The organism is Eubacterium sp. 1001713B170207_170306_E7 (genome assembly GCF_015547515.1).
GTDB lineage: Bacteria > Bacillota > Clostridia > Eubacteriales > Eubacteriaceae > Eubacterium.
In genome coordinates this window covers 19,616-38,149 of sequence record NZ_JADMVE010000005.1, presented here as the reverse complement: position 1 = coordinate 38,149, position 18,534 = coordinate 19,616, and the positions used below count along the sequence as shown (strand labels likewise).

Annotated in this window: 16 protein-coding genes; 7 read left to right on the top strand and 9 right to left on the bottom strand. The window is 47.2% G+C overall.

The window, feature by feature from the left end:
• Positions 1–36: 36 nt before the first annotated feature.
• The 3 genes from I2B62_RS12985 to I2B62_RS12980 are packed head-to-tail and all read right to left on the bottom strand — an operon-like array spanning position 37 to position 2,655.
• On the bottom strand, positions 37–1,353 hold the full coding sequence (locus I2B62_RS12985) for a YjiH family protein (protein ID WP_195269501.1): 1,317 nt from the start codon (positions 1,351–1,353) through the stop codon (positions 37–39).
• 10 nt (positions 1,354–1,363) lie between these two features.
• Entirely contained in the window at positions 1,364–1,489 is a 126-nt protein-coding gene (locus tag I2B62_RS20665; protein WP_279354794.1) for a hypothetical protein, read from the bottom strand.
• A gap of 14 nt (positions 1,490–1,503) precedes the next feature.
• Positions 1,504–2,655 carry a uroporphyrinogen decarboxylase family protein gene (locus tag I2B62_RS12980; RefSeq protein WP_195269500.1) on the bottom strand — a complete coding sequence of 384 codons (1,152 nt, stop codon included), beginning with the start codon at positions 2,653–2,655 and terminating at the stop codon, positions 1,504–1,506.
• Between the two features lie 154 nt (positions 2,656–2,809).
• Here I2B62_RS12980 and I2B62_RS12975 point away from each other — a divergent pair, with 154 nt between their 5' ends.
• Complete coding sequence (locus tag I2B62_RS12975) at positions 2,810–3,451, top strand: TetR/AcrR family transcriptional regulator (protein WP_195269499.1); 642 nt, start codon at positions 2,810–2,812, stop codon at positions 3,449–3,451.
• A gap of 103 nt (positions 3,452–3,554) precedes the next feature.
• Here the strand turns inward: I2B62_RS12975 and metA are convergent, their stop codons facing one another.
• From metA to I2B62_RS12960, 3 genes are all read right to left on the bottom strand, one after another.
• A complete protein-coding gene (gene metA, locus I2B62_RS12970) occupies positions 3,555–4,481 on the bottom strand; it encodes a homoserine O-succinyltransferase (protein WP_195269498.1) in 927 nt (308 codons plus the stop codon).
• A 78-nt stretch (positions 4,482–4,559) separates the two neighbouring features.
• Positions 4,560–5,486: a cysteine synthase A gene (gene cysK / locus I2B62_RS12965; RefSeq protein ID WP_195269497.1), complete on the bottom strand. Its 927-nt coding sequence runs from the start codon at positions 5,484–5,486 to the stop codon at positions 4,560–4,562.
• A 20-nt stretch (positions 5,487–5,506) separates the two neighbouring features.
• The gene (locus tag I2B62_RS12960) at positions 5,507–6,796 is read right to left on the bottom strand and encodes an O-acetylhomoserine aminocarboxypropyltransferase/cysteine synthase family protein (RefSeq protein WP_195269808.1); all 1,290 of its coding nucleotides are present in this window, start codon (positions 6,794–6,796) and stop codon (positions 5,507–5,509) included.
• A gap of 225 nt (positions 6,797–7,021) precedes the next feature.
• On the opposite strand from I2B62_RS12960, the gene I2B62_RS12955 reads away from it, so the two are divergent.
• The gene (locus tag I2B62_RS12955; RefSeq protein ID WP_195269496.1) at positions 7,022–8,284 is read left to right on the top strand and encodes an HD domain-containing protein; all 1,263 of its coding nucleotides are present in this window, start codon (positions 7,022–7,024) and stop codon (positions 8,282–8,284) included.
• 560 nt (positions 8,285–8,844) lie between these two features.
• Here the strand turns inward: I2B62_RS12955 and I2B62_RS12950 are convergent.
• The gene (locus I2B62_RS12950; protein WP_195269495.1) at positions 8,845–10,506 is read right to left on the bottom strand and encodes a hypothetical protein; all 1,662 of its coding nucleotides are present in this window, start codon (positions 10,504–10,506) and stop codon (positions 8,845–8,847) included.
• A 445-nt stretch (positions 10,507–10,951) separates the two neighbouring features.
• On the opposite strand from I2B62_RS12950, the gene I2B62_RS12945 reads away from it, so the two are divergent.
• A complete protein-coding gene (locus tag I2B62_RS12945; protein WP_195269494.1) occupies positions 10,952–11,743 on the top strand; it encodes a tRNA1(Val) (adenine(37)-N6)-methyltransferase in 792 nt (263 codons plus the stop codon).
• Positions 11,744–11,759: 16 nt separating this feature from the next.
• Here the strand turns inward: I2B62_RS12945 and I2B62_RS12940 are convergent, their stop codons facing one another.
• A complete protein-coding gene (locus I2B62_RS12940; RefSeq protein ID WP_195269493.1) occupies positions 11,760–12,731 on the bottom strand; it encodes an ATP-binding protein in 972 nt (323 codons plus the stop codon).
• On the bottom strand, positions 12,724–13,743 hold the full coding sequence (locus I2B62_RS12935; protein ID WP_195269492.1) for a DnaD domain protein: 1,020 nt from the start codon (positions 13,741–13,743) through the stop codon (positions 12,724–12,726). The genes I2B62_RS12940 and I2B62_RS12935 overlap by 8 nt, the downstream gene beginning before the upstream one ends.
• A gap of 190 nt (positions 13,744–13,933) precedes the next feature.
• On the opposite strand from I2B62_RS12935, the gene I2B62_RS12930 reads away from it, so the two are divergent.
• From I2B62_RS12930 to I2B62_RS12915, 4 genes are all read left to right on the top strand, one after another.
• Positions 13,934–15,211, top strand: a complete 1,278-nt coding sequence (locus I2B62_RS12930) for a UDP-N-acetylglucosamine 1-carboxyvinyltransferase (RefSeq protein WP_195269491.1) — start codon at positions 13,934–13,936, stop codon at positions 15,209–15,211.
• 3 nt (positions 15,212–15,214) lie between these two features.
• Positions 15,215–16,090 carry a polysaccharide deacetylase family protein gene (locus I2B62_RS12925; RefSeq protein ID WP_195269490.1) on the top strand — a complete coding sequence of 292 codons (876 nt, stop codon included), beginning with the start codon at positions 15,215–15,217 and terminating at the stop codon, positions 16,088–16,090.
• A 183-nt stretch (positions 16,091–16,273) separates the two neighbouring features.
• Positions 16,274–17,062, top strand: a complete 789-nt coding sequence (locus tag I2B62_RS12920; protein WP_195269489.1) for an MBL fold metallo-hydrolase — start codon at positions 16,274–16,276, stop codon at positions 17,060–17,062.
• A gap of 38 nt (positions 17,063–17,100) precedes the next feature.
• Positions 17,101–18,213 carry a trypsin-like peptidase domain-containing protein gene (locus I2B62_RS12915; protein ID WP_195269488.1) on the top strand — a complete coding sequence of 371 codons (1,113 nt, stop codon included), beginning with the start codon at positions 17,101–17,103 and terminating at the stop codon, positions 18,211–18,213.
• Positions 18,214–18,534 lie beyond the last annotated feature (321 nt).

The following is an 18,534-nucleotide window of genomic DNA, read 5'->3' as shown; positions in this document are numbered from 1 at the left end:
ATTATGTAAGCTATCCAGGATTTTTAATTTTATACGTTAGAAAAATAACCAAACGAAAGAACCGATTAACAGGATGGTTAGAACAACTCTTATAAACCAAAGCATGATTAACTGATAAAATTTAATGGGAACTTCTGTGGACAAAAGGCATGGAACAAATCCAGAAAGAAAAACGATCATGCAGGGTGGAATTGCAGCGATGAGAAAACGAGTAGCAATGTCGATATTCTGACCGACCGCAACAACGACGGTAAACATGCTGTCTAGAATAGACATACCGCATGATTGCATAGCGACGGTGATATCCGGAATCTGTATAAGGGAAAGGAATGGCCAGAAAAGGTATCCGATCCAAGTTACAATAGGAGTATAAGTTTTTAAAATAAGGCCACCGGCCATAAAAAACATACCGGTAGTCATCATACCGCCAAGCATAGGAAGAATATTTTTTAACTGTGTAAGTTCTATTTTCCCGAGAGAAGGGGCGTTGTCTGCCTTTTTAACACCTTCAGCCCAAAAGTTTTTAAACAAGTTCGTTTTATATACTTTTTCTTCAATGGGTGTCACGCCGGGATAATAATCATTTTTAATATTTCGCAGTGGATAGATGCGGATTGTAATAAATGTTATGATTGTAACAGCTAAAGTGACAACAAGAAAATAGATATTCCAATAATTCATAATCTCCATCATATTGGCAAATACCATAAAAGTCACCAAAGAAGGAGTCGCCCATCCAGTTGCTATTATTGCAGCTTCTTTTCCAGTCACTTCACCATTTTTGTACATTTTATTAATCGCGATGTGGCCGAGTGAAAAGTTTCCAATATACTCAGTTACAGCAACAACGCCTGATTTACCGGGAACTTTGAAAAGCGGACGCATAAGAGGCCTGAGAAAAACGCCAATGGCGTCTGCCAAACCAAATTCCAGCAAAAGAGGAAGGAAGAAAGCGCCGATTGCAGCGACTAAAGCGACAGAGCCTCCAAGTATTTTCACGGTAGAAGGGCCAATATCTGGAGCCATCAAAAAGGAAGGCCCAATGTTAAACACGACCAAAACAATCATCAAAAAGCCAAGCGCTTTACAGATTGACATAATGATATTGGAGACTCCTCCTTTGTAGGATTTTTGTTTTATAAAAACATCATACATTCCGTAGATACCGATAGCCAGAACCAGATAGGGAAGAACCGGTGCCAGTGCTGTTTTGGCAATACCGACAATCATATCAATAGGAACGGTGCTTGTTTCACCAAAGGGAAGTTTTACAAAGAAAACAACAAGTCCGATCAAACTGAAAAGAACAAATTTAATCTTTCCGGTATTATTACGTTCAATGTTTTCATTCATTTTTTTCTCCTTATCTTGCCAGGAGCATGTACAATATTTTCAGGATCATTGCTTCTCGTGCTTCTTCGTTTGGCAAATCAATAAAATAGTCATTTTCCAGTGTTTCAAAAATAGTACCGTTAATTGAATCAAGCATGGTATAAACCTCCTCTAATAAATTCCATATTCAGTGACAAAATTATTAACCGCCCTTAAATTATCTGGGTTGCAATCCTGTAAGGACAGCAGTGAGCGATCAACACTAAAGATATATCCACCGCCGGGGGCACAGGTATCAATAACATGTTTAGCATAATCAATGCACTCCAGCTTGGTTTTATGGTTTAATATATTGGTGGGCATTCCGCCGATAACACACATTTTATTCCCGATAGACTTTTTGATTTCACTCAGATCGCCATGCTCAAACAAACCCGCGATTTTTCCATCAGGAAGGTCCTGAAGCATTTCAAGATAGGGTTCCCAGTTGTTTTCCATGAACAGAAATTGTGTATATCCTTTTGCAGTTAAAGTCTCAACCATTTTAATCAGATGCGGCAAATAGTATTTTTCAAAGTCTTTTGGTTTCAGATAGGTGGGGAGATGTAAAGGGCTGAAAATAAATCGGCCATCCTCAGGTGTTGTGTAAAATTCTGTTACAAGCTTTATTGTCCAGTCAAAAAGTGCGTCGCAGGCTTTATAAAACTCATCGGGATGTCTGCGGATATCGTTAATCGTTCCGACAAAATCACGGAGGTGATCAAGCATAATGTCAGGTGTTACATAGCAGGCAGCTCCAGTTAAAACGGGTATTCCCAATTCATTTTTCAGCCGATTAGTAACAGTGCCATTGAGCTCTGCGAATTTTTTGAATTCATCCATTGCGTCACACAGATTTTTGTAAGAAGTATTAAAATCCTGATTTAAAGCTGAATACTTTCTAGGAGCAATTGTTTTTGCGACAAAACCAAGAGGATCTTCTATTAAATCAGGGTATTCGTCAGGAGTCATAACCTCAGCCTTGCTTCCGATAACCTGCAAACCATTTTCGTTAGCGATGTAAGTGCCGCCAGTCCCAAGTCGGTCAATCATTTTAATAGGAAAAACATTTCCAAGACCATGTTGGCCGTCAAAGTAAATATCATCCTGATATTTTTGAAAAGCCTTGAAGTATAGGTCTGGACTCTCAATGAACGCTTTTTCTACGCTTATCCCAGCGTAATTTAAGTGCCAGGTTTCAGACATTGATAATATGGGGACACGATCGGGTTCTTTTCTTGAAAAAGCCATGTTTAACCGCGTCATTCGTTCTTCATAAATCATTTGCTCACCTCGTTTAGGATTTTTTAAAAATAAACTAATTAGTTTTATTTGATTATAGACTATTTTAAAGTAAATGTCAACGATTTCCTTAAAGCTTTTATATTTTGCGAAATGTTGTGTGGTTTGTTATAATTGTTTGCGTGAGGTGAGATATTTGAAAAAGGGCGAAGAAACAAAAAATAAAATTCTAAGCACGGCAAAAAAATTTTTTCATGAAAAGGGATATAAAAAAACATCGATGAAAGAAATTGCTGAGACCGTTGGTATTGCTCAGGGAAATTTGACCTATTATTTTCCGACAAAGGATTATCTGGTATCTGTAATATTCAACGATTATTTTTTAAGAATCAAGGATTATGCGGTTGAAAATATTCCTAAATGCAGAAATGCTTATTACAAGCATTTTTATGTTTCCATGATTTTTAATATCAATATCTTTGATGACCCTATCACAACGTCTTTTTATTATGAGACGCTGAAAAAGCAATCGGTTGATTTTCTTATGCATAGTAGCATCGATCTTGTTTATAGTGACTTTATTGAAATTTTTAATTTACCAATTACAAAAAAACAGTTTAAATACCTTACGGCTGCTGATTATGGAGCAAGAAGAGAAGTATTATTAAAATATATTGAAGATGATGCAAAAATGCCGCCAAAGGATCTGGTAGTTTTAATTTTGACAAATACCAGCCGTCTCTTGGGAATTCGGGACGTCGACCTTTTCCGTGCATCTTATGAGGCTTATAGACAGATTGACAGGTATTCCTTTTCGCATATACAGCTTCTTAAATAAAACACCTGTAAGTCAGGATAATTCCTGACTTACAGGTGTTTTAAATTTAACATTACTGTGTAAAGCTGCTGCGTCAGTGAACTGACCACATTAGCAGTTAATGTCAGCCAAAATCCGGATTGCGCTCCAGATCATAGGGGGTTGCCTGATAAACATAATAATTGAGCCAGTTGAAAAACAACAGGTTAGAATGGCCGCGCCAGCGCACCACCGGCTTTCTGGCGGGGTCATCGTCCGGGTAATAGTTGTTGGGGACATTGATGGGCCTGCCCTGGGAGATATCCCGGTCATATTCCTTTTTCAGGGTATCCCAGTCGTACTCGCTGTGGCCGGTGATAAATATCTGCCGCCCTTCTTTAGCGGTCACGATGTATACGCCCGCTTCGTCGGACATGGCCATCATGGAAAGCTCCGGTACCTTTTCGATGTCTTCACGGCGCACCTCGGAATGACGGGAATGGGGCACATAGAAAATATCGTCAAAGCCGCGGAACAGCGGAATATATTTTTCCTCGAGGTGGTGTTCAAAAACGCCGAAGAGCTTGTGGTCCAGATGGTGCTTTGGCACGCCGTAGTGGTGGTATAAAGCGGCCTGAGCGCCCCAGCAGATATGAAGCGTGGAGTACACATGGGTCAGGCTCCAGTCCATAATATCCACCAGCTCATCCCAGTAATCGACCTCCTCAAAGGGAAGGGTTTCGATAGGAGCGCCGGTGATGATAAGACCGTCAAAATATTCGTGGCGCACATCACTGAAGGTTTTGTAAAAAGTATCCAGGTGCGCCTGATCCGTGTTTTTGCAGTCGTGGGTATCGGACTGCAGAAGGGTGACGTCCACCTGAATGGGGGTATTGCCGATGAGCCGCAGCAGCTGGGTCTCGGTAACGACCTTGGTGGGCATGAGATTCATGATGGCGATTTTCAGAGGGCGGATATCCTGTGTAGTCGCCCGGTCCTGGTCCATGACAAAGATGTTTTCATTTTCAAGAATCTGAAAAGCAGGCAGGTCGCCTGGAATTTTGATGGGCATAGAGTCACTTCCTTTTTGTTTGATGTCGATTAAAACCGGGCTGCCGTGCCTTGCAGTCCGGCTCTTTTCGGATTCGCTTTAATTAAAAAGCGGTGTGGATAAATAACGTTCTCCGGTATCCGGCAGCAGGATCACAATGTTCTTTCCGGCGTTTTCCGGGCGTCTGGCAAGCTGGATGGCCGCCCAGGCCACAGCGCCGGAGGAGATACCGACCAAAAGCCCCTCGGTTTTGGTTAAGACGCGGGCATAGGCATAGGCATCCTCGTCCTTGACCGGGAGGATCTCGTCGATGATGTCACGGTCCAGAACGGCGGGCACAAAGTTTGCGCCGATGCCCTGAATGGCGTGGAATCCGGCGGGCTTCCCTTTTAACACCTGTGAGCCAAAGGGCTCTACGGCAATGATCTGGACATCCGGATTTTTTTCCTTTAAGCCTTTTCCAACCCCGCCGAGGGTACCGCCTGTACCGACACCAGCTACAAAGATATCCACCCTGCCGTCGAGATCGTCCCAAATTTCCAACGCGGTGGTTTTTTCATGGGCGATGGGATTGGCGGGATTTTCAAACTGTTCCAGAATAATAGAGTTTTTGATTTCGCGGTTAAGCTCACGGGCCTTATCGATGGAGCCCTGCATGGCCATGTCGCCGTCGGTCAGGACGATTTCCGCGCCAAAGGCTTTAAGCAGACTTCTCCGTTCGATGCTCATGGTCTCTGGCATGGTCAGAATGAGGTGGTAGCCCCGGAGGGTTGCCACCAGGGCCAGGCCGATGCCCGTGTTGCCGCTGGTGGGCTCAATGATGGTGCCGCCAGGCGCGAGAAGCCCCTTTTCCTCAGCGTCAAGGACCATGGACAGGGCGATGCGGTCCTTGACACTGCCGCCGGGATTAAAAAATTCCAGCTTGCCGAAAAGGCTGGCCTTCAACTCCTCCTTTTCCATCAGGTGGTTTAGTTTCAGCAGCGGAGTACCGCCGATGAGCTCGGTTAATTCTTCATAGACTTTCATATGCTTACACACTCCTGTTTTTATTCCTGTGAAAGTTTCAACGCGTCGTCAAGGGCCTCGATCAGGTCATCGGCGTTTTCCAGGCCGATGGACACACGGATCATGTCCTCGGTAATACCGGCCGCCAGCAGGGCATCGCCGGAAAGCTGCTGATGGGTTGTTGTTGCCGGATGGATAACCAGAGACTTGGCGTCGGCCACGTTGGCAAGATGGGTGAAAATCTGGATATGATCAATGAACCTGCGGGCAGCCTCAATGCCGCCTTTAATGCCAAAGGTGAAGATGGAGCCTGTGCCGCGGGGGAAATATTTTTGCGCCAGGGCATGGTATTTGTTGTCTGCCTGGTCGGGATAATTCACCCAGGTCACCGCTGCGTGGCCGGATAAAAAGTCGATGACCCTGCGGGTGTTTTCCACATGGCGATCCAGCCGCAGCGACAGGGTCTCAAGGCCCTGAAGCAGCAAAAAGGAATTAAACGGGCTGATGCAGGCCCCGGTGTCCCGGAGCATCTGGACGCGGGCTTTGGTGATAAAGGCGGCGTCTCCGGCGTCCCGGGTGTAGACAATGCCGTGGTAGCTTTCGTCCGGCTCTGTAAATTCTGGGAATTTTCCGCTTCCTGCCCAGTCAAAGGTGCCGCCGTCCACAATTATGCCCCCGATGGTGGTTCCATGGCCGCCGATGAACTTTGTCGCAGAGTAAACCACAATGTCTGCCCCGAAATCCAGGGCTTTAAAAAGATAAGGCGTGGCAAAGGTGTTGTCCATGATCAGCGGGATTTTATGCTCATGGGCAATTTGAGCGACAGCCTCAACATCGACGATGTTAATGCTGGGGTTGCCGAGGGATTCAATGTAGATGGCCTTGGTGTTTTCATTGACCGCGGCTTCAAAGTTTGCCGGATCGTCCGGGTCCACAAAGGTGGTTTTAATGCCAAATTTTGGCAGTGTTGCGTCAAGCAGGTTGAAGGTGCCGCCGTAGAGGGTCGAGGCCGCCACGATTTCGTCGCCGGCCTGGGCGATGGTCATGAGCGTCAGGGTGATAGCCGCAGAGCCGGAGGCGACCGCAAGAGCGCCCACCCCGCCTTCGAGGGCGGCCATGCGCTTTTCCAGCACATCGGAGGTCGGGTTCATGATACGGGTATAGATATTGCCGCTTTCCTTTAAGCCGAAGAGGTTTTCCGCGTGTTCGGTGCTGTCAAAGGCATAGGACGTGGTCTGGTAGATCGGCACGGCCACCGAATGGGTTACCGGGTCCGGGGTTTGTCCGGCATGAAGCTGAAGGGTTTCAAATTTCAAGTTTTTATCCATGATTTATCTCCTTAAGGAATGAAAACATATTAATTTAATAAGAATTATATGTAATATACCATTATTCAATATCCTTGTCAATGTAAATAATGCTTTACGGGTTTTTAAAAGTGCTGTATAATAAAATTTAAGGAAGCATTTGGACCTGAGGAATCCATTTGTGGAAGAAAGCCCGACGGAAAGCCCGGAGGGCTTTTTTTAGAATTTACGGAAAGAAGGTGACAGGAAATGATCAATACGCAGGGAAGGCTGGCCCGGGTAGCGACTGTTCCAGGCTCAGAAAAATGGGAGGCTGCCACTGCCAGGCAGCACACGCTGTATCAGAAGGAGGGCGATATCCGCACGCCCTTTGGGAGAGACTTTACCCGCATCCTTCACAGCACAGCCTACAGGCGTCTCAAGCATAAAACCCAGGTGTTCTTCTCGCCCGGGAATGACCACATCAGCACCCGTATCGAGCATGTGAACTATGTGGAATCCGTAGCGTCCACCATCTGTGAATACATGGGGCTTAACGTGGAACTGGCAAGAGCCATTGCCATCGGCCACGATCTGGGGCATCCGCCCTTCGGCCATCACGGCGAAAAGGTGCTCAACGATATTGTAAGGGATGAAAAGCTGTGGAGCGGCCAGAACGGCCAGTATTACTGGCATGAAAAAAACGGGCTGCATTTTGTGGATAATATTGAGCTGCTGGAAGGGCCGGACCGCAAAAAGTACAATCTGGACTTAACCTACGGGGTTCGAGACGGTATTATCGCCCACTGCGGCGAGGTCAGCGAAGCGGCGCTGTACCCGAGAGAAGAAGCCATTGACCTGTCAACCTTTAAACGTGTCAATCAGTTTTCACCCTTTACCTGGGAGGGCTGCGTGGTTAAGCTGGCCGACAAAATATCCTATCTGGGCCGCGATATTGAGGACGCCCAGACGCTGGATATCCTGAGCCGGGACCAGCTTGAGACCCTTGACGGTATTGTGGCAGAATATTTTGAACAGCAGGGCCAGTCCAGAGGAAATGTCAACAACACCACGGTCATCCATCTTTTGATCCTGGACCTCGGGAAAAACAGCTCCGTGGAGAACGGTCTGCGTTTTTCGGATGAGGGGTTTGAGGTTTTAAAGAATATCCAGGATTTTAATGTAAAAAACATCTACCACCATGAACGGCTAAACGGTTATAAGGACTATGGCGAGCTGATTATACACCGGGTATACGATGCGCTGAAGGAGCTCTACAATCAAGGCGAGATTGCAGGAAAGCTTCCTTATTTTAAAAAGCAGTTTCCCCTGTTGACCACAAACTTTCTGGACTGGATCAGCGACTACTGGAACCAGACCGACCGGCAGGCGTCCGGCTGCCTTCTGCAAAACAGAATCATCTACCATATCCCTGAGGAACCCCAGGATTTTTACCGGGCCATCATCGACTATATCTCCGGTATGACCGACCAGTTTATTGAAAAGATTTACCAGGAGCTGATTCGGTTTTGATGGAGGAATTTCCCAGGCGATAAAAAACGCCTAAAACCGGGAAGTCTGATGGCAGAAGGGGATTAGCCTCTGGATAAAAAGAAAATCTAAATCAAGCCAGAGTCTGGGAAAACACCGAGAAAATGGCCTGTTCAGACGGTTTACGCGAAATTGGATTATTAAGAATGACTTAGATGCTATGATGAAGGTTTAACATGAGATGTATTTAAATTGATTTTATCTCCCTTAAAAAATAATATTCATTAATATGAAGGTTTAACATGAGATGTATTTAAATTTGTGATTATGACCAAGCGCCAAGCGGCACATTACCGATGAAGGTTTAACATGAGATGTATTTAAATTCGACCTGGGCTTCGTAATAGGCAATCTGGTGTGCTTATAATATAGGGTAGCATTCAAAGCCAAGTGTAACAAGCAATTTGAGACGTTTAAAAGGTTAAAAAATAAATAAACATACTCACATTAAAAGAACTCACAGTATTCTGAAAAGTAATAAAAGTTATATTTATCAATTTAAAACAAAAACCGCCAGCTTCCACTGGCGGTTTTAAAAGCTTTTATTCTTCCTCGTGATGTTCTAACAAAGCTTCCTCCTGCTCGGCATAGAGGTCATCCAGCTCCTCATTAAGCAGCTGGTTTGCGAGGATAACTTCTTTAATTTTCTGAACGAGGCCAGAGGCGGTTAAGAGGCAGGCTGGGATGATGATGAACCAGAACATATGGAACATGCTGACTTCCCCGCCGGTAAAGAAGGTGTATATCAGTCCGCCAAAGCATCCGAGCATCAGGACAACGGTCACGATGAGGGTAGCGTTAAAGGACATATCCATAGTCAGAGCTACAAAAATGCACAGGATAAAAAGAATCAAGTAATCCAGAGCGATAAAACGTCCTGAGGACAGGGCGGTAAAGATGCCCATGCCCAGCATGGCGACAACAAATAGAATCAGACGCAGGGATACGGCGGAATACTTAAAGGCACCGAGGGATACGGCATCGACGTTTTCGTAGGTGACGTCATCCAGATTGTTGTCGGAGTATTCTTCGTCCGGGGCTTCATCCAGCGGACGTTCATCAAAGAAATCTTCCTTGGCGGCTTCCGTGGTATCTTCAAAAAAATCGGCAAAGGGATGGTTAGATTCCTCATCGGGAACCGCGTCCTCAGCGGTTTCCTGAAAAATTTCTTCATCTTCATCTGGAAGGGAATCTTCCCCGAAGTCTTTATCCTCTGGGAAATCCTCGGGCTCATCTTCTTCAAAAAGAACTTCCTCATCGGAGTGATCTTCTGAAAAGAAGTCTTCATCCTCAAAATCCTCATCGTCTTCAAAGTCATCGTCTTCAAAAAGTGCATCGTACTCGTCGCTTTCCGTTTCAGAGGAATCTGTATTATGGGTGGAATCTTCCTCGAAAGGCTCCTCGGCTTCGTCGACACCTTCAAAATCGGAGGCTTCTTCAATTTCGGGTGCTTCCAGTGGATTATCGTCAAGAACTTCCTTGTCGACGGCGGCCCTTGCGGCCATATAGCGGCTGTAGGGGATGTCCTCCATTAATTCTTCGGCTTCCTGCAGAAGCTCGTCGATTTCGGCCAGATCCGGCTCATCAACGCCAAGGGGACGTTCCATCGGCCCTTCATTCTGCTGGGATGTTTCTTCTTTTGCGAGAGGAGCAGAGCTGTCAGGAAGTTCGGCAGGTGCGGGCGGATCGGTGAACGCGGGCTCAGTGTCCGTAAGGGCCGGGGCACTGGCCTCGGGTGATTCTGGCTCGAAAATTTCCGGCTGGGAAGTCTCGATTGGCTCAGCCTGTGTCAGGACTACTGGTTCTTCAGGTGCTTCAAAGATTTCCGCCGGAGCTTCCGCTTCTTCTTCTGCGGGCTTTGTTTCCGGGGCCTTGAAGTTTTCGGCCTTTTTCATTTCGGACAAGGCTTCCTCCACGCCAAGAATTTCTTCGGTGTGGAAGCCGACAATACCGCTTTCGTGGGGCTTCTGCTGGCTTTTTAACACAGCCTGTTCAAAGAGATCCTCGGCAGGGTCCTCTAAATGATGTTCGGAAGGTTCCACGATTTTCTGTTTGATGGATTCTACGGGGATTTCCGTGGAATCGGTGAGATGGGATATTTTATGATCGATCCGGTCCTCAAAGGCGGAGAAAAGGGAAAAAAGATCTTTCTTTTTTTCCAGAAGCTCTTCGACTTCTCGGCTCTCTGGATTGCGTTTATCCATAGTCGATACCATGCTTTCGTTTATAGTTAAATTTATTATAACAAAAAGCTGAGCCAGAATAAAGTAAATTTACGAAAAAGTGACATCATTCGTATTTAAACTGTGAATAACTTATGGTATAGTAGTAGAAAATTGTACACAAAAACACTTGTTTTGCTCGGAAAAGAAAAGCCCTGAAATAAAGGAATTGAGGATTCGTCCACAGAACGCACACAAAAAACTGTGGAAATGTGGATAACTTTATAAAAAAGTAATAAACAGGCAGGCCTGAAAATGAAAAGCGGTGGATCACTCAATACAACGGTCTTTTTGTTAAAATTAGGACAATCTTACACAGGGTTATCCACAATAAGTGCATAAAATCGGGTAAATTGTGGATAACTTTTGTGGAAAACGGGTGTTTTTCAAAATATTGTGGTGTAGAAAGTGTAATGGAGCATAAATTGTGGATAACTTTATAAAAGAGAACGAGCGTTTAGAAGATTTGGGAATTAAGGGGCTCAGGATTATCCAGAACCCGGATTATTTTTGTTTTGGCATTGATGCGGTCCTTTTGGCATGGTTTGCGTCGGGCGCGGTGCGTAGAAAGAGCCGGGTGATTGACCTGGGAACCGGGACCGGGATCATTCCGCTGCTCTTATACGGAAGAACAGGCGTTGAGAAGATTCAGGCGCTTGAGATTCAGGAAAATATGGTGGAGATGGCGGGCCGAAGTGTGGCCTGTAATGGTCTTGAAGAAAAAATTGAGATTATTCACGGCGATATCAAGCATCCCGGTGAGCGAGTGCGACCGACCAGCTACGATGTGGTGGTCAGCAATCCACCCTATATGAAGGCAGGGCACGGGCTTAAGAATCCCATGGAAACCAAGGCCATTGCCCGCCATGAGATTTTATGCGGCATTGAGGATGTGGTGGTTTTTGCCAAACGGATGCTGAAGGACCGCGGGAAGCTGTTTTTAATCCACCGGGCGGACCGCCTGGCGGATGTTATGAGCGCGATGCGGGATCACAGAGTAGAGCCCAAACGCCTGCAGTTTATCCACCCCTATGTGGATAAGCCGGCCAATCTGGTTCTGGTGGAGGGTATGAAGGCGGGAAAGCCTTATCTCATTACAGAGGCGCCCATCGTGGTCTACGAAAAGGATGGGCGGTATACGCAGACGATCAACGCGATCTATGGAACGCCTGAGCCCTATGACCGGATCATCAAAAATAAAACAGCACCGGCCCAATAAAGCCCGGTGCTGTTTTTTATCCCAAACGTTTTTTGATCAGCCGGATATCGTCGCCGGCGAAGACAATGTTCAGGAAATTGCCGCGGATTCTGGAGGTCAGGCGTTCGTCGTAGTTCTCAAGGATCTGGGGCATGGTGAGGTTGGTGGATAAAATAATTTTTTTATGCTCCTGCAGCCGGGTGTTGATGACCTCGAAAAGCTGCTTTTTACTGAAATCCGAGTAAAACTCTGCCCCGAAATCGTCGATAATCAACAAATCAGCGGTAAAAAGTGGAGAATATATTTCATTAATGGGTATATTATCATTGAAAATTTTACTCTGAATATCCTGGACCAGGTGGGCGGCGGTGATATAGATAACATTATAGCCCTGGCTGATGAGGGCGTTGGCCACACAGTTGGACATAAAGGTTTTGCCCACGCCGGGTTTGCCGGTAAACAGGTAATTGTCGTTTTGAGCGTCGAAGTGAGTGCAGTAATGCTGCATTTTTTCCTTGAGACGGCACATTTTTTCCCGGGATGACCCATTCTGGGCTTCGACCGCTTCGTCGGCGTAATAATCCGGGTTAAAGGTGTCGAAATTCTCTGCCTGTGCATGGATGTTTAAATCATAGTTATTAAAGGCGGCCCGGATGAGTTCCTGTTTTAAACAGGAACAGACCTGTCCGTTTACGTAGCCAGTATCCTTGCAGACCGGGCAGTCGTAGCGGGGAGTCAGATAATCCAGGGGATAGCCGTTTTCGCGCAGCAGGGCTTCTTTTTGCTTTTTTAAGGCCTCGACGCTTTTGCGGAAGTCGGAGATGGCATTAGGATTTTTGCGGGAGACCTCGCGGGTCATGCGGATTCCCTGGAGGTTAATGGCATGGTCGAGCTCTGCGAGTCTTGGAATGGCCGCATAAAGCGCCTCCTGCTTTCTCTTAAGCTCAAGCTTACTGCGGAACTGCTTCTGCTCAAAGGCATCGTAGACTTTTTTGGTACGTTCATTCATTGTCGTCACTCCATAACCAGGCTTCGTCTAGTTGATCCAGCTCCTCATAGACCTTTTTGCGGTCTTCGCTGATCACGACGTCGCCCTTTGACTGATGATAGCCCTTTTTAGGCTCTGCGTTGATTTCTTCCAGGCTGGTATACCCCTTTTGGGACCAGCGTTTTAAAATGGCGTCAATGTAGCGGATATCCTGTTTGCTGGAACGCTGCATGGCCGCGGTGATAATGTCTGTGCCAAAGTGGTAGTCGTCCTCCCAGCCGATGATCATTTCCTTTTCCCAGGCGATGGGCGCCCGGCGGAGGCCGAGATATTTAAAAACATCATAGACCAGCTTCTGCTCACCCGCGCTTTTCCGGATATAGGCGTCGGCTTCGGCGGCCTCCCGGATGCCGGCCTTGTGCCAGCCCTCGGCCACGGATTTCAGGTAGCTGATGATCTGCTTTGCTGTGAAAGGCTTTTCCTTTTTGCCGATGAGGTTCATGGAATACTCTACCAGAAGAATGACGGTCTCGGGTGTAAAATGATAATCGGTGATCCAGTTTTTAAACAGCTGGGTTTCCTTCTGGGTAATGGTCCGGCTGCCGTACATCTGCTGTATTTTGGTGTACATGTGCGCAACGCGGGCTTCCATGCTGTCGGGGTCCTGGTTTTGAGGTGCCTCGGTCTTTTTCGTCTCCGCCTCTGCCTTGGTGTGGTGTGACATCAGCTTGGCGGAAATATTGTAATACGTTACGATAACGTCCTTTGTTCCAACGTATTCCAGGGAAAGGATACCCTCCTTTTCCCAATATTCCCAGGCCTTGATGACATCGCCCTCGGTCAGGTCAAAGAGCTTGCTGAGGGCCAGATTGTCAATGGGTTCGAGGGACTGGTTAAAGCAGTGCTTCAGCCCAAAGAGATACACCTTTACATAATCGCCCCGGGCACGGGGCATGTAATGGTTGATAAATATATTTTCGACCGGCGTCATGGCCATATTGTCGTTGTCGATGATAAACTTGAACTGATTCATTTGGAAAACACATCCTTGATCAAAGAGTGCTCTTATTATAGCACAAACTCCCACATTTTTTTATCCCAATTGTATACGAGTTGTAAATTCTTTCATTTATTGGCTTAAAAACGGGCGCTTTGGGTTGCCAATCAGTTTAGGTATGATATAATAACAAAGTTAAATGCGTGTGCGAAAGGAAGACTATTATATGGATACTTTTATCATTGAAGGAGGTCACCCGCTAAACGGTGAGGTGGCAATCTCCGGAGCAAAAAATGCAGTATTGGGAATTATCCCCGCAGCCATCCTTTGTTCCTGCTCAAGCAAAATCGATAATGTGCCCGACATTAAGGATGTCAACAAGATCGTTGCAATCCTGGAAAAAATGGGGGCAGAAATATATAGAGAAAATGATACTTTAATCATAAATACCGACAAACCGATCAATTACGATTGTTCAGAATATGAAGAAGAAACAGGAAAGATGCGCGCGTCTTACTATCTGCTGGGAGCGCTGCTCGGGCGTTACCACAAGGCCATTGTTCCGCTGCCGGGGGGCTGTAATATTGGAGACCGCCCCATCGACCAGCACATCAAGGGGTTTGAGGCCCTTGGGGCAAAGGTGCTCATTGAGCACGGCCAGGTTAAGATAACCGCGGACCGCCTGATCGGGGCAGATATCTATCTGGATGTGGTCAGTGTTGGCGCGACCATCAACATCATGCTGGCGGCAACCCGCGCAGAAGGGATGACCATCATCGAAAACGCGGCCAAAGAACCACACATTGTGGATGTGGCCAACTTCCTGAACCTGATGGGAGCAAATATCAAGGGTGCGGGAACAGATACCATTAAAATCAAAGGTGTGGATGAAATGCATGGCTGTGAATATTCCGTTGTACCGGATCAGATCACAGCGGGTACCTATATGATGGCAGCGGCCGCAACCTGCGGAAATGTCCTCGTGAAAAATGTCATTCCGAAGCACATGGAAGCTGTCACTGCAAAAATGCGTGAAATGGGCGTTGAAATCATTGAAGAGGACAATGGAATCCGCGTCATTGGAAAAGAAAATATCAAAGGCTGCAAGGTGAAAACATTGCCTTATCCAGGCTTTCCGACTGACCTGCAGCAGCCCATGGCCGTGCTCATGAGTATCGCCAGTGGGCAGAGTGTTATTACTGAGAGTATTTTTGAGAACCGTTTTAAATATGTTGATGAACTGCGCAAAATGGGCGCAGAAATCGCCATTAACGGCCGTGTCGCCAATATTACCGGCGTTCCGACCCTGTCCGGAACCAAGATTAAGGCAACCGACCTTCGCGCTGGCGCTGCCATGGTGATTGCCGGGCTTGTCGCCGAAGGAGAAACCCGCATCACCGATATCCAGTATATTGACCGCGGCTATGAGAAATTAGAAAGTAATATCCGGAGTCTCGGAGGGATTATCCGCCGCGAAGCCATCGAAAAGAAAGTCGAAGACTAAAAAATGAAAACACGAAAAAGACGCCGCATCCGGTTTAAACCGCGGTTTTACGTGTGGGTGGCGGCGCTTGCTGCCGTGCTCATGACGTCGGTCTTTTTCATAGCCACCCATCCGGCAAAGAAACTTGAGAAAAATTCTCAGGAAGCGCTTCAGGCAGTGGAAACCCTCCAGACTGCGCTGTCAAACGCGGCGGAGAAGGGCTCAAACGCCTTGCAGACGGAAGAAAATAAGGAGCTGGAGAGCATTAAGGAGCGTATCCGAAATGACGATACCGACGGATTAAAGGTCGTCTTTATGACCTTTGACGATGGTCCCGGCGAACATACCAATGAAGTGCTCGATATTTTGAAGAAATACCACATTAAGGCCACCTTTTTTACAAATGGCCGGGATAACGAAGTGGCCAGGGCCGCGTATAAGAGGATTGTGGATGAAGGCCACACCCTTGGAAACCACAGCTGGAGCCATAAATACGACCTTTATAAAAATCCTCCCGCCTTTTATGAGGATGTCGAAAAGCTGGATAAGTTTCAGCTTGAGGTGACGGGAATGGCCGGGATATCCCATATGTTCAGGTTTCCGGGCGGTTCGCTCAACGCCAACGCTACCTGTGTGCAGGGGATTCTGGACAGAGGCTACAACTATGTGGACTGGAACGCCTCAGCCGGTGACGGCGGCGGTAATCCTGCCAGCACTGATGTGGTTGTTAATAAAATTATGAGCGAGGTGCACCAGCACAATGTGAGCACGGTTCTCTGCCACGCAGAGCTGCGGGATACCACCCGGGCCGCTCTTCCACAGCTTTTTGATACGCTTAAAGCGGAAGGATATACTTTTTTACCGATGGAATCGGATCTCTCATATCCCAGACAGGTATAGAAAAAGAAAAGTTGAAAAGTTCTCCCGGACCGCTAAAGTCCGGGGTTTTTTGCTGTTTTTTAAAGGCAGTTGCGTTAAGTAAAGATTAAGTAAGATTCGATAACATGTAAGCAGCGACGCTTCTGCCTTAAAGCGCAGAAGAAGTTCTATTACCGATCGAATTTTCGATAGTAGGAGATTCGCATGAAATTTTGTAGTTTATATAGTGGAAGTTCTGGAAACAGCCTTTTTGTTTCACACAGCAAAACCAAGCTTTTGATTGACGCAGGCCTTAGCGGAAAGCGGATTGAGCAGGCGCTCTGTTCCATTGATGAACTGCCTGCCCAGCTCGGCGGCATACTGGTAACACATGAGCACCGGGACCATATTCATGGTGTCGGCGTGCTCTCCAGACGGTATGACCTGCCAGTCTACGCCAACTTTGCCACCTGGGAAAGCATGAGGGACTGCCTTGGAAAGATCGCAGAGCACAATGTCCGGGTTTTTGAAACCGGAAGGGCCTTTGTCATCGGCGATTTACAGATCGAAGCCTTCAACACCTCCCACGATGCAGTGGAATCGGTGGGCTTTACCATTGACAGCGGATGCAGCAGCGTGGGCATTGCCACGGATACGGGCGTCATCACGCCGGGGATTATGGAATCCCTGAAGGGCAGAGACCTCGTGGTGCTGGAATCCAATCACGATCCGGCCATGCTGGAAGCAGGACGTTACCCTTTTCCGCTGAAGCAGCGGATCAAGGGAAATCATGGGCATCTCTCCAATGAAATATGCGGCGAGACAGTCTGCACTCTGGTCAAGGAAGGCCTTGACAAGGTGGTGTTAGCCCATCTCAGCGAAGAAAACAATTATCCCCTTCTGGCTTACCAGACCACTGCGCGGATACTGGAGGCAGAAGGCATACAGCCCGGAGAGGATTTGTCACTGGTGGTGGCAGGCCGTAAAAACAGCAGTGAAATTTATGAACTGTAAAAGGACTTTCATCCAAAATCAAACGAGGTGAAAGAGAAATGTACGAAAATAATGAAAGACCAAAGAGAGGGTCGCATGTGCCGGCCGCCATCGCAGGCGGTGTGATCGGCGGGATCATCGTGGCGGTTATTCTCGTGGCGGTTCTGTACTTAACAGGTACCTTCGGCGGGGGGACCCGCACCGAGACTGTCGCAGGCCAGAAGGTCATTGTCAACGATGTGAATGTGGACTCTCAGGTAGAAGCCGTGGCGCAGGTGGTCCCGGAATCTGTAGCCGGAATTGAGACGACTATGACAGAGAACACCGTGATGGGCGCTCAGGAAGCGGTTGGCGTGGGCTCAGGCTTTATTGTGACATCCGACGGTTATATTGTCACTAACCAGCACGTTATCAGCGATAACCCAAAGGACATCAAGGTGTCGCTGGCCGATGGCAATAACTATACGGCTCAGAAGATTTGGGCGGACTCCAGCCTGGATCTGGCCATCATCAAAATTGACGCCAAGAATCTTCCGGCAGTTACGCTGGGAGATTCGGATAATCTCAAGGTCGGAGAGGTCGCCATTGCCATTGGGAATCCTCTGGGGCTGCAATTTGAACGAAGTGTAACAGCAGGGATCATCTCAGCCTTAAACCGCAGCCTGGTGGTTGACAGCAGCCTGGTGGCCGAGGACTTGATCCAGACAGACGCTACCATCAATAAGGGCAACAGCGGCGGACCGCTTGTCAACGCCAGCGGCGAGGTTATTGGTATCAACACCTATAAAAACGCCCAGGGCGAGGGCATGGGCTTTGCCATACCCATCAATGTTGTCAAGCCGATTCTTAACCAGGTGGTGACGAGCGGCAGCTTTACACCGACGGTGATTGGGATCAGTGGTTATGACAAACAGCAGGCCGCCTATTTCAGCGATGCTGAGCCCATTGATAAGGGAATCTACGTTGCCTCTGTACAGGCTGGCGGCGGTGCTGCCAATGCCGGTATCCAGAAAGGCGATATTCTTTTAACCATTGACGGAAAAGACGTCAACACCATGCTGAAGATGAAGGAGATTCTCTACGGACATAAGCCGGGAGATACGGTCAAGATCACCTATGAACGCGGTGGACAGACAAAAGAAGCCGATGTTACACTGCAATCTGGAAGCTGATGAAAAATTTATATATTAATTCCGGGGAACTGCCGCTTAACGCGGCAGTTCTTTTGTTTAACAGAAAAACAGGAGGAGACACATTATCAGGCCTTCGATTCGTTTGAGACAGGGCAGACCGTAAAAAAGCGGAAAACCACCACGGCGCGGGCTTTTTGTGCTGCTTGTTTCAGGGAAAGGGCAGGATAATCCGGCCTTTTTGCGTATCGGCAGAACCCTGGAAAACAGAAAGCTTGTTTCAAAATAAAGCCCGTTGTATTTAAGGGCAAAAAAGGCTATAATGGAGAAAATTTACAGTCAGGGTCGGCGCCAGGAGCCGGT

Bases quoted from the DNA above. Each gene is read 5' to 3' on its own strand.
- I2B62_RS12930 (WP_195269491.1), top strand. From the start codon at position 13,934: ATGGATACTTTTATCATTGAAGGAGGTCACCCGCTAAACGGTGAGGTG.
- I2B62_RS12985 (WP_195269501.1), bottom strand. From the start codon at position 1,353: ATGAATGAAAACATTGAACGTAATAATACCGGAAAGATTAAATTTGTT.
- I2B62_RS12955 (WP_195269496.1), top strand. From the start codon at position 7,022: ATGATCAATACGCAGGGAAGGCTGGCCCGGGTAGCGACTGTTCCAGGC.
- I2B62_RS12925 (WP_195269490.1), top strand. From the start codon at position 15,215: ATGAAAACACGAAAAAGACGCCGCATCCGGTTTAAACCGCGGTTTTAC.
- metA (WP_195269498.1), bottom strand. From the start codon at position 4,481: ATGCCCATCAAAATTCCAGGCGACCTGCCTGCTTTTCAGATTCTTGAA.
- I2B62_RS12920 (WP_195269489.1), top strand. From the start codon at position 16,274: ATGAAATTTTGTAGTTTATATAGTGGAAGTTCTGGAAACAGCCTTTTT.
- I2B62_RS12980 (WP_195269500.1), bottom strand. From the start codon at position 2,655: ATGATTTATGAAGAACGAATGACGCGGTTAAACATGGCTTTTTCAAGA.
- cysK (WP_195269497.1), bottom strand. From the start codon at position 5,486: ATGAAAGTCTATGAAGAATTAACCGAGCTCATCGGCGGTACTCCGCTG.
- I2B62_RS12940 (WP_195269493.1), bottom strand. From the start codon at position 12,731: ATGAATGAACGTACCAAAAAAGTCTACGATGCCTTTGAGCAGAAGCAG.
- I2B62_RS12935 (WP_195269492.1), bottom strand. From the start codon at position 13,743: ATGAATCAGTTCAAGTTTATCATCGACAACGACAATATGGCCATGACG.
- I2B62_RS20665 (WP_279354794.1), bottom strand. From the start codon at position 1,489: ATGCTTGATTCAATTAACGGTACTATTTTTGAAACACTGGAAAATGAC.
- I2B62_RS12915 (WP_195269488.1), top strand. From the start codon at position 17,101: ATGTACGAAAATAATGAAAGACCAAAGAGAGGGTCGCATGTGCCGGCC.
- I2B62_RS12950 (WP_195269495.1), bottom strand. From the start codon at position 10,506: ATGGATAAACGCAATCCAGAGAGCCGAGAAGTCGAAGAGCTTCTGGAA.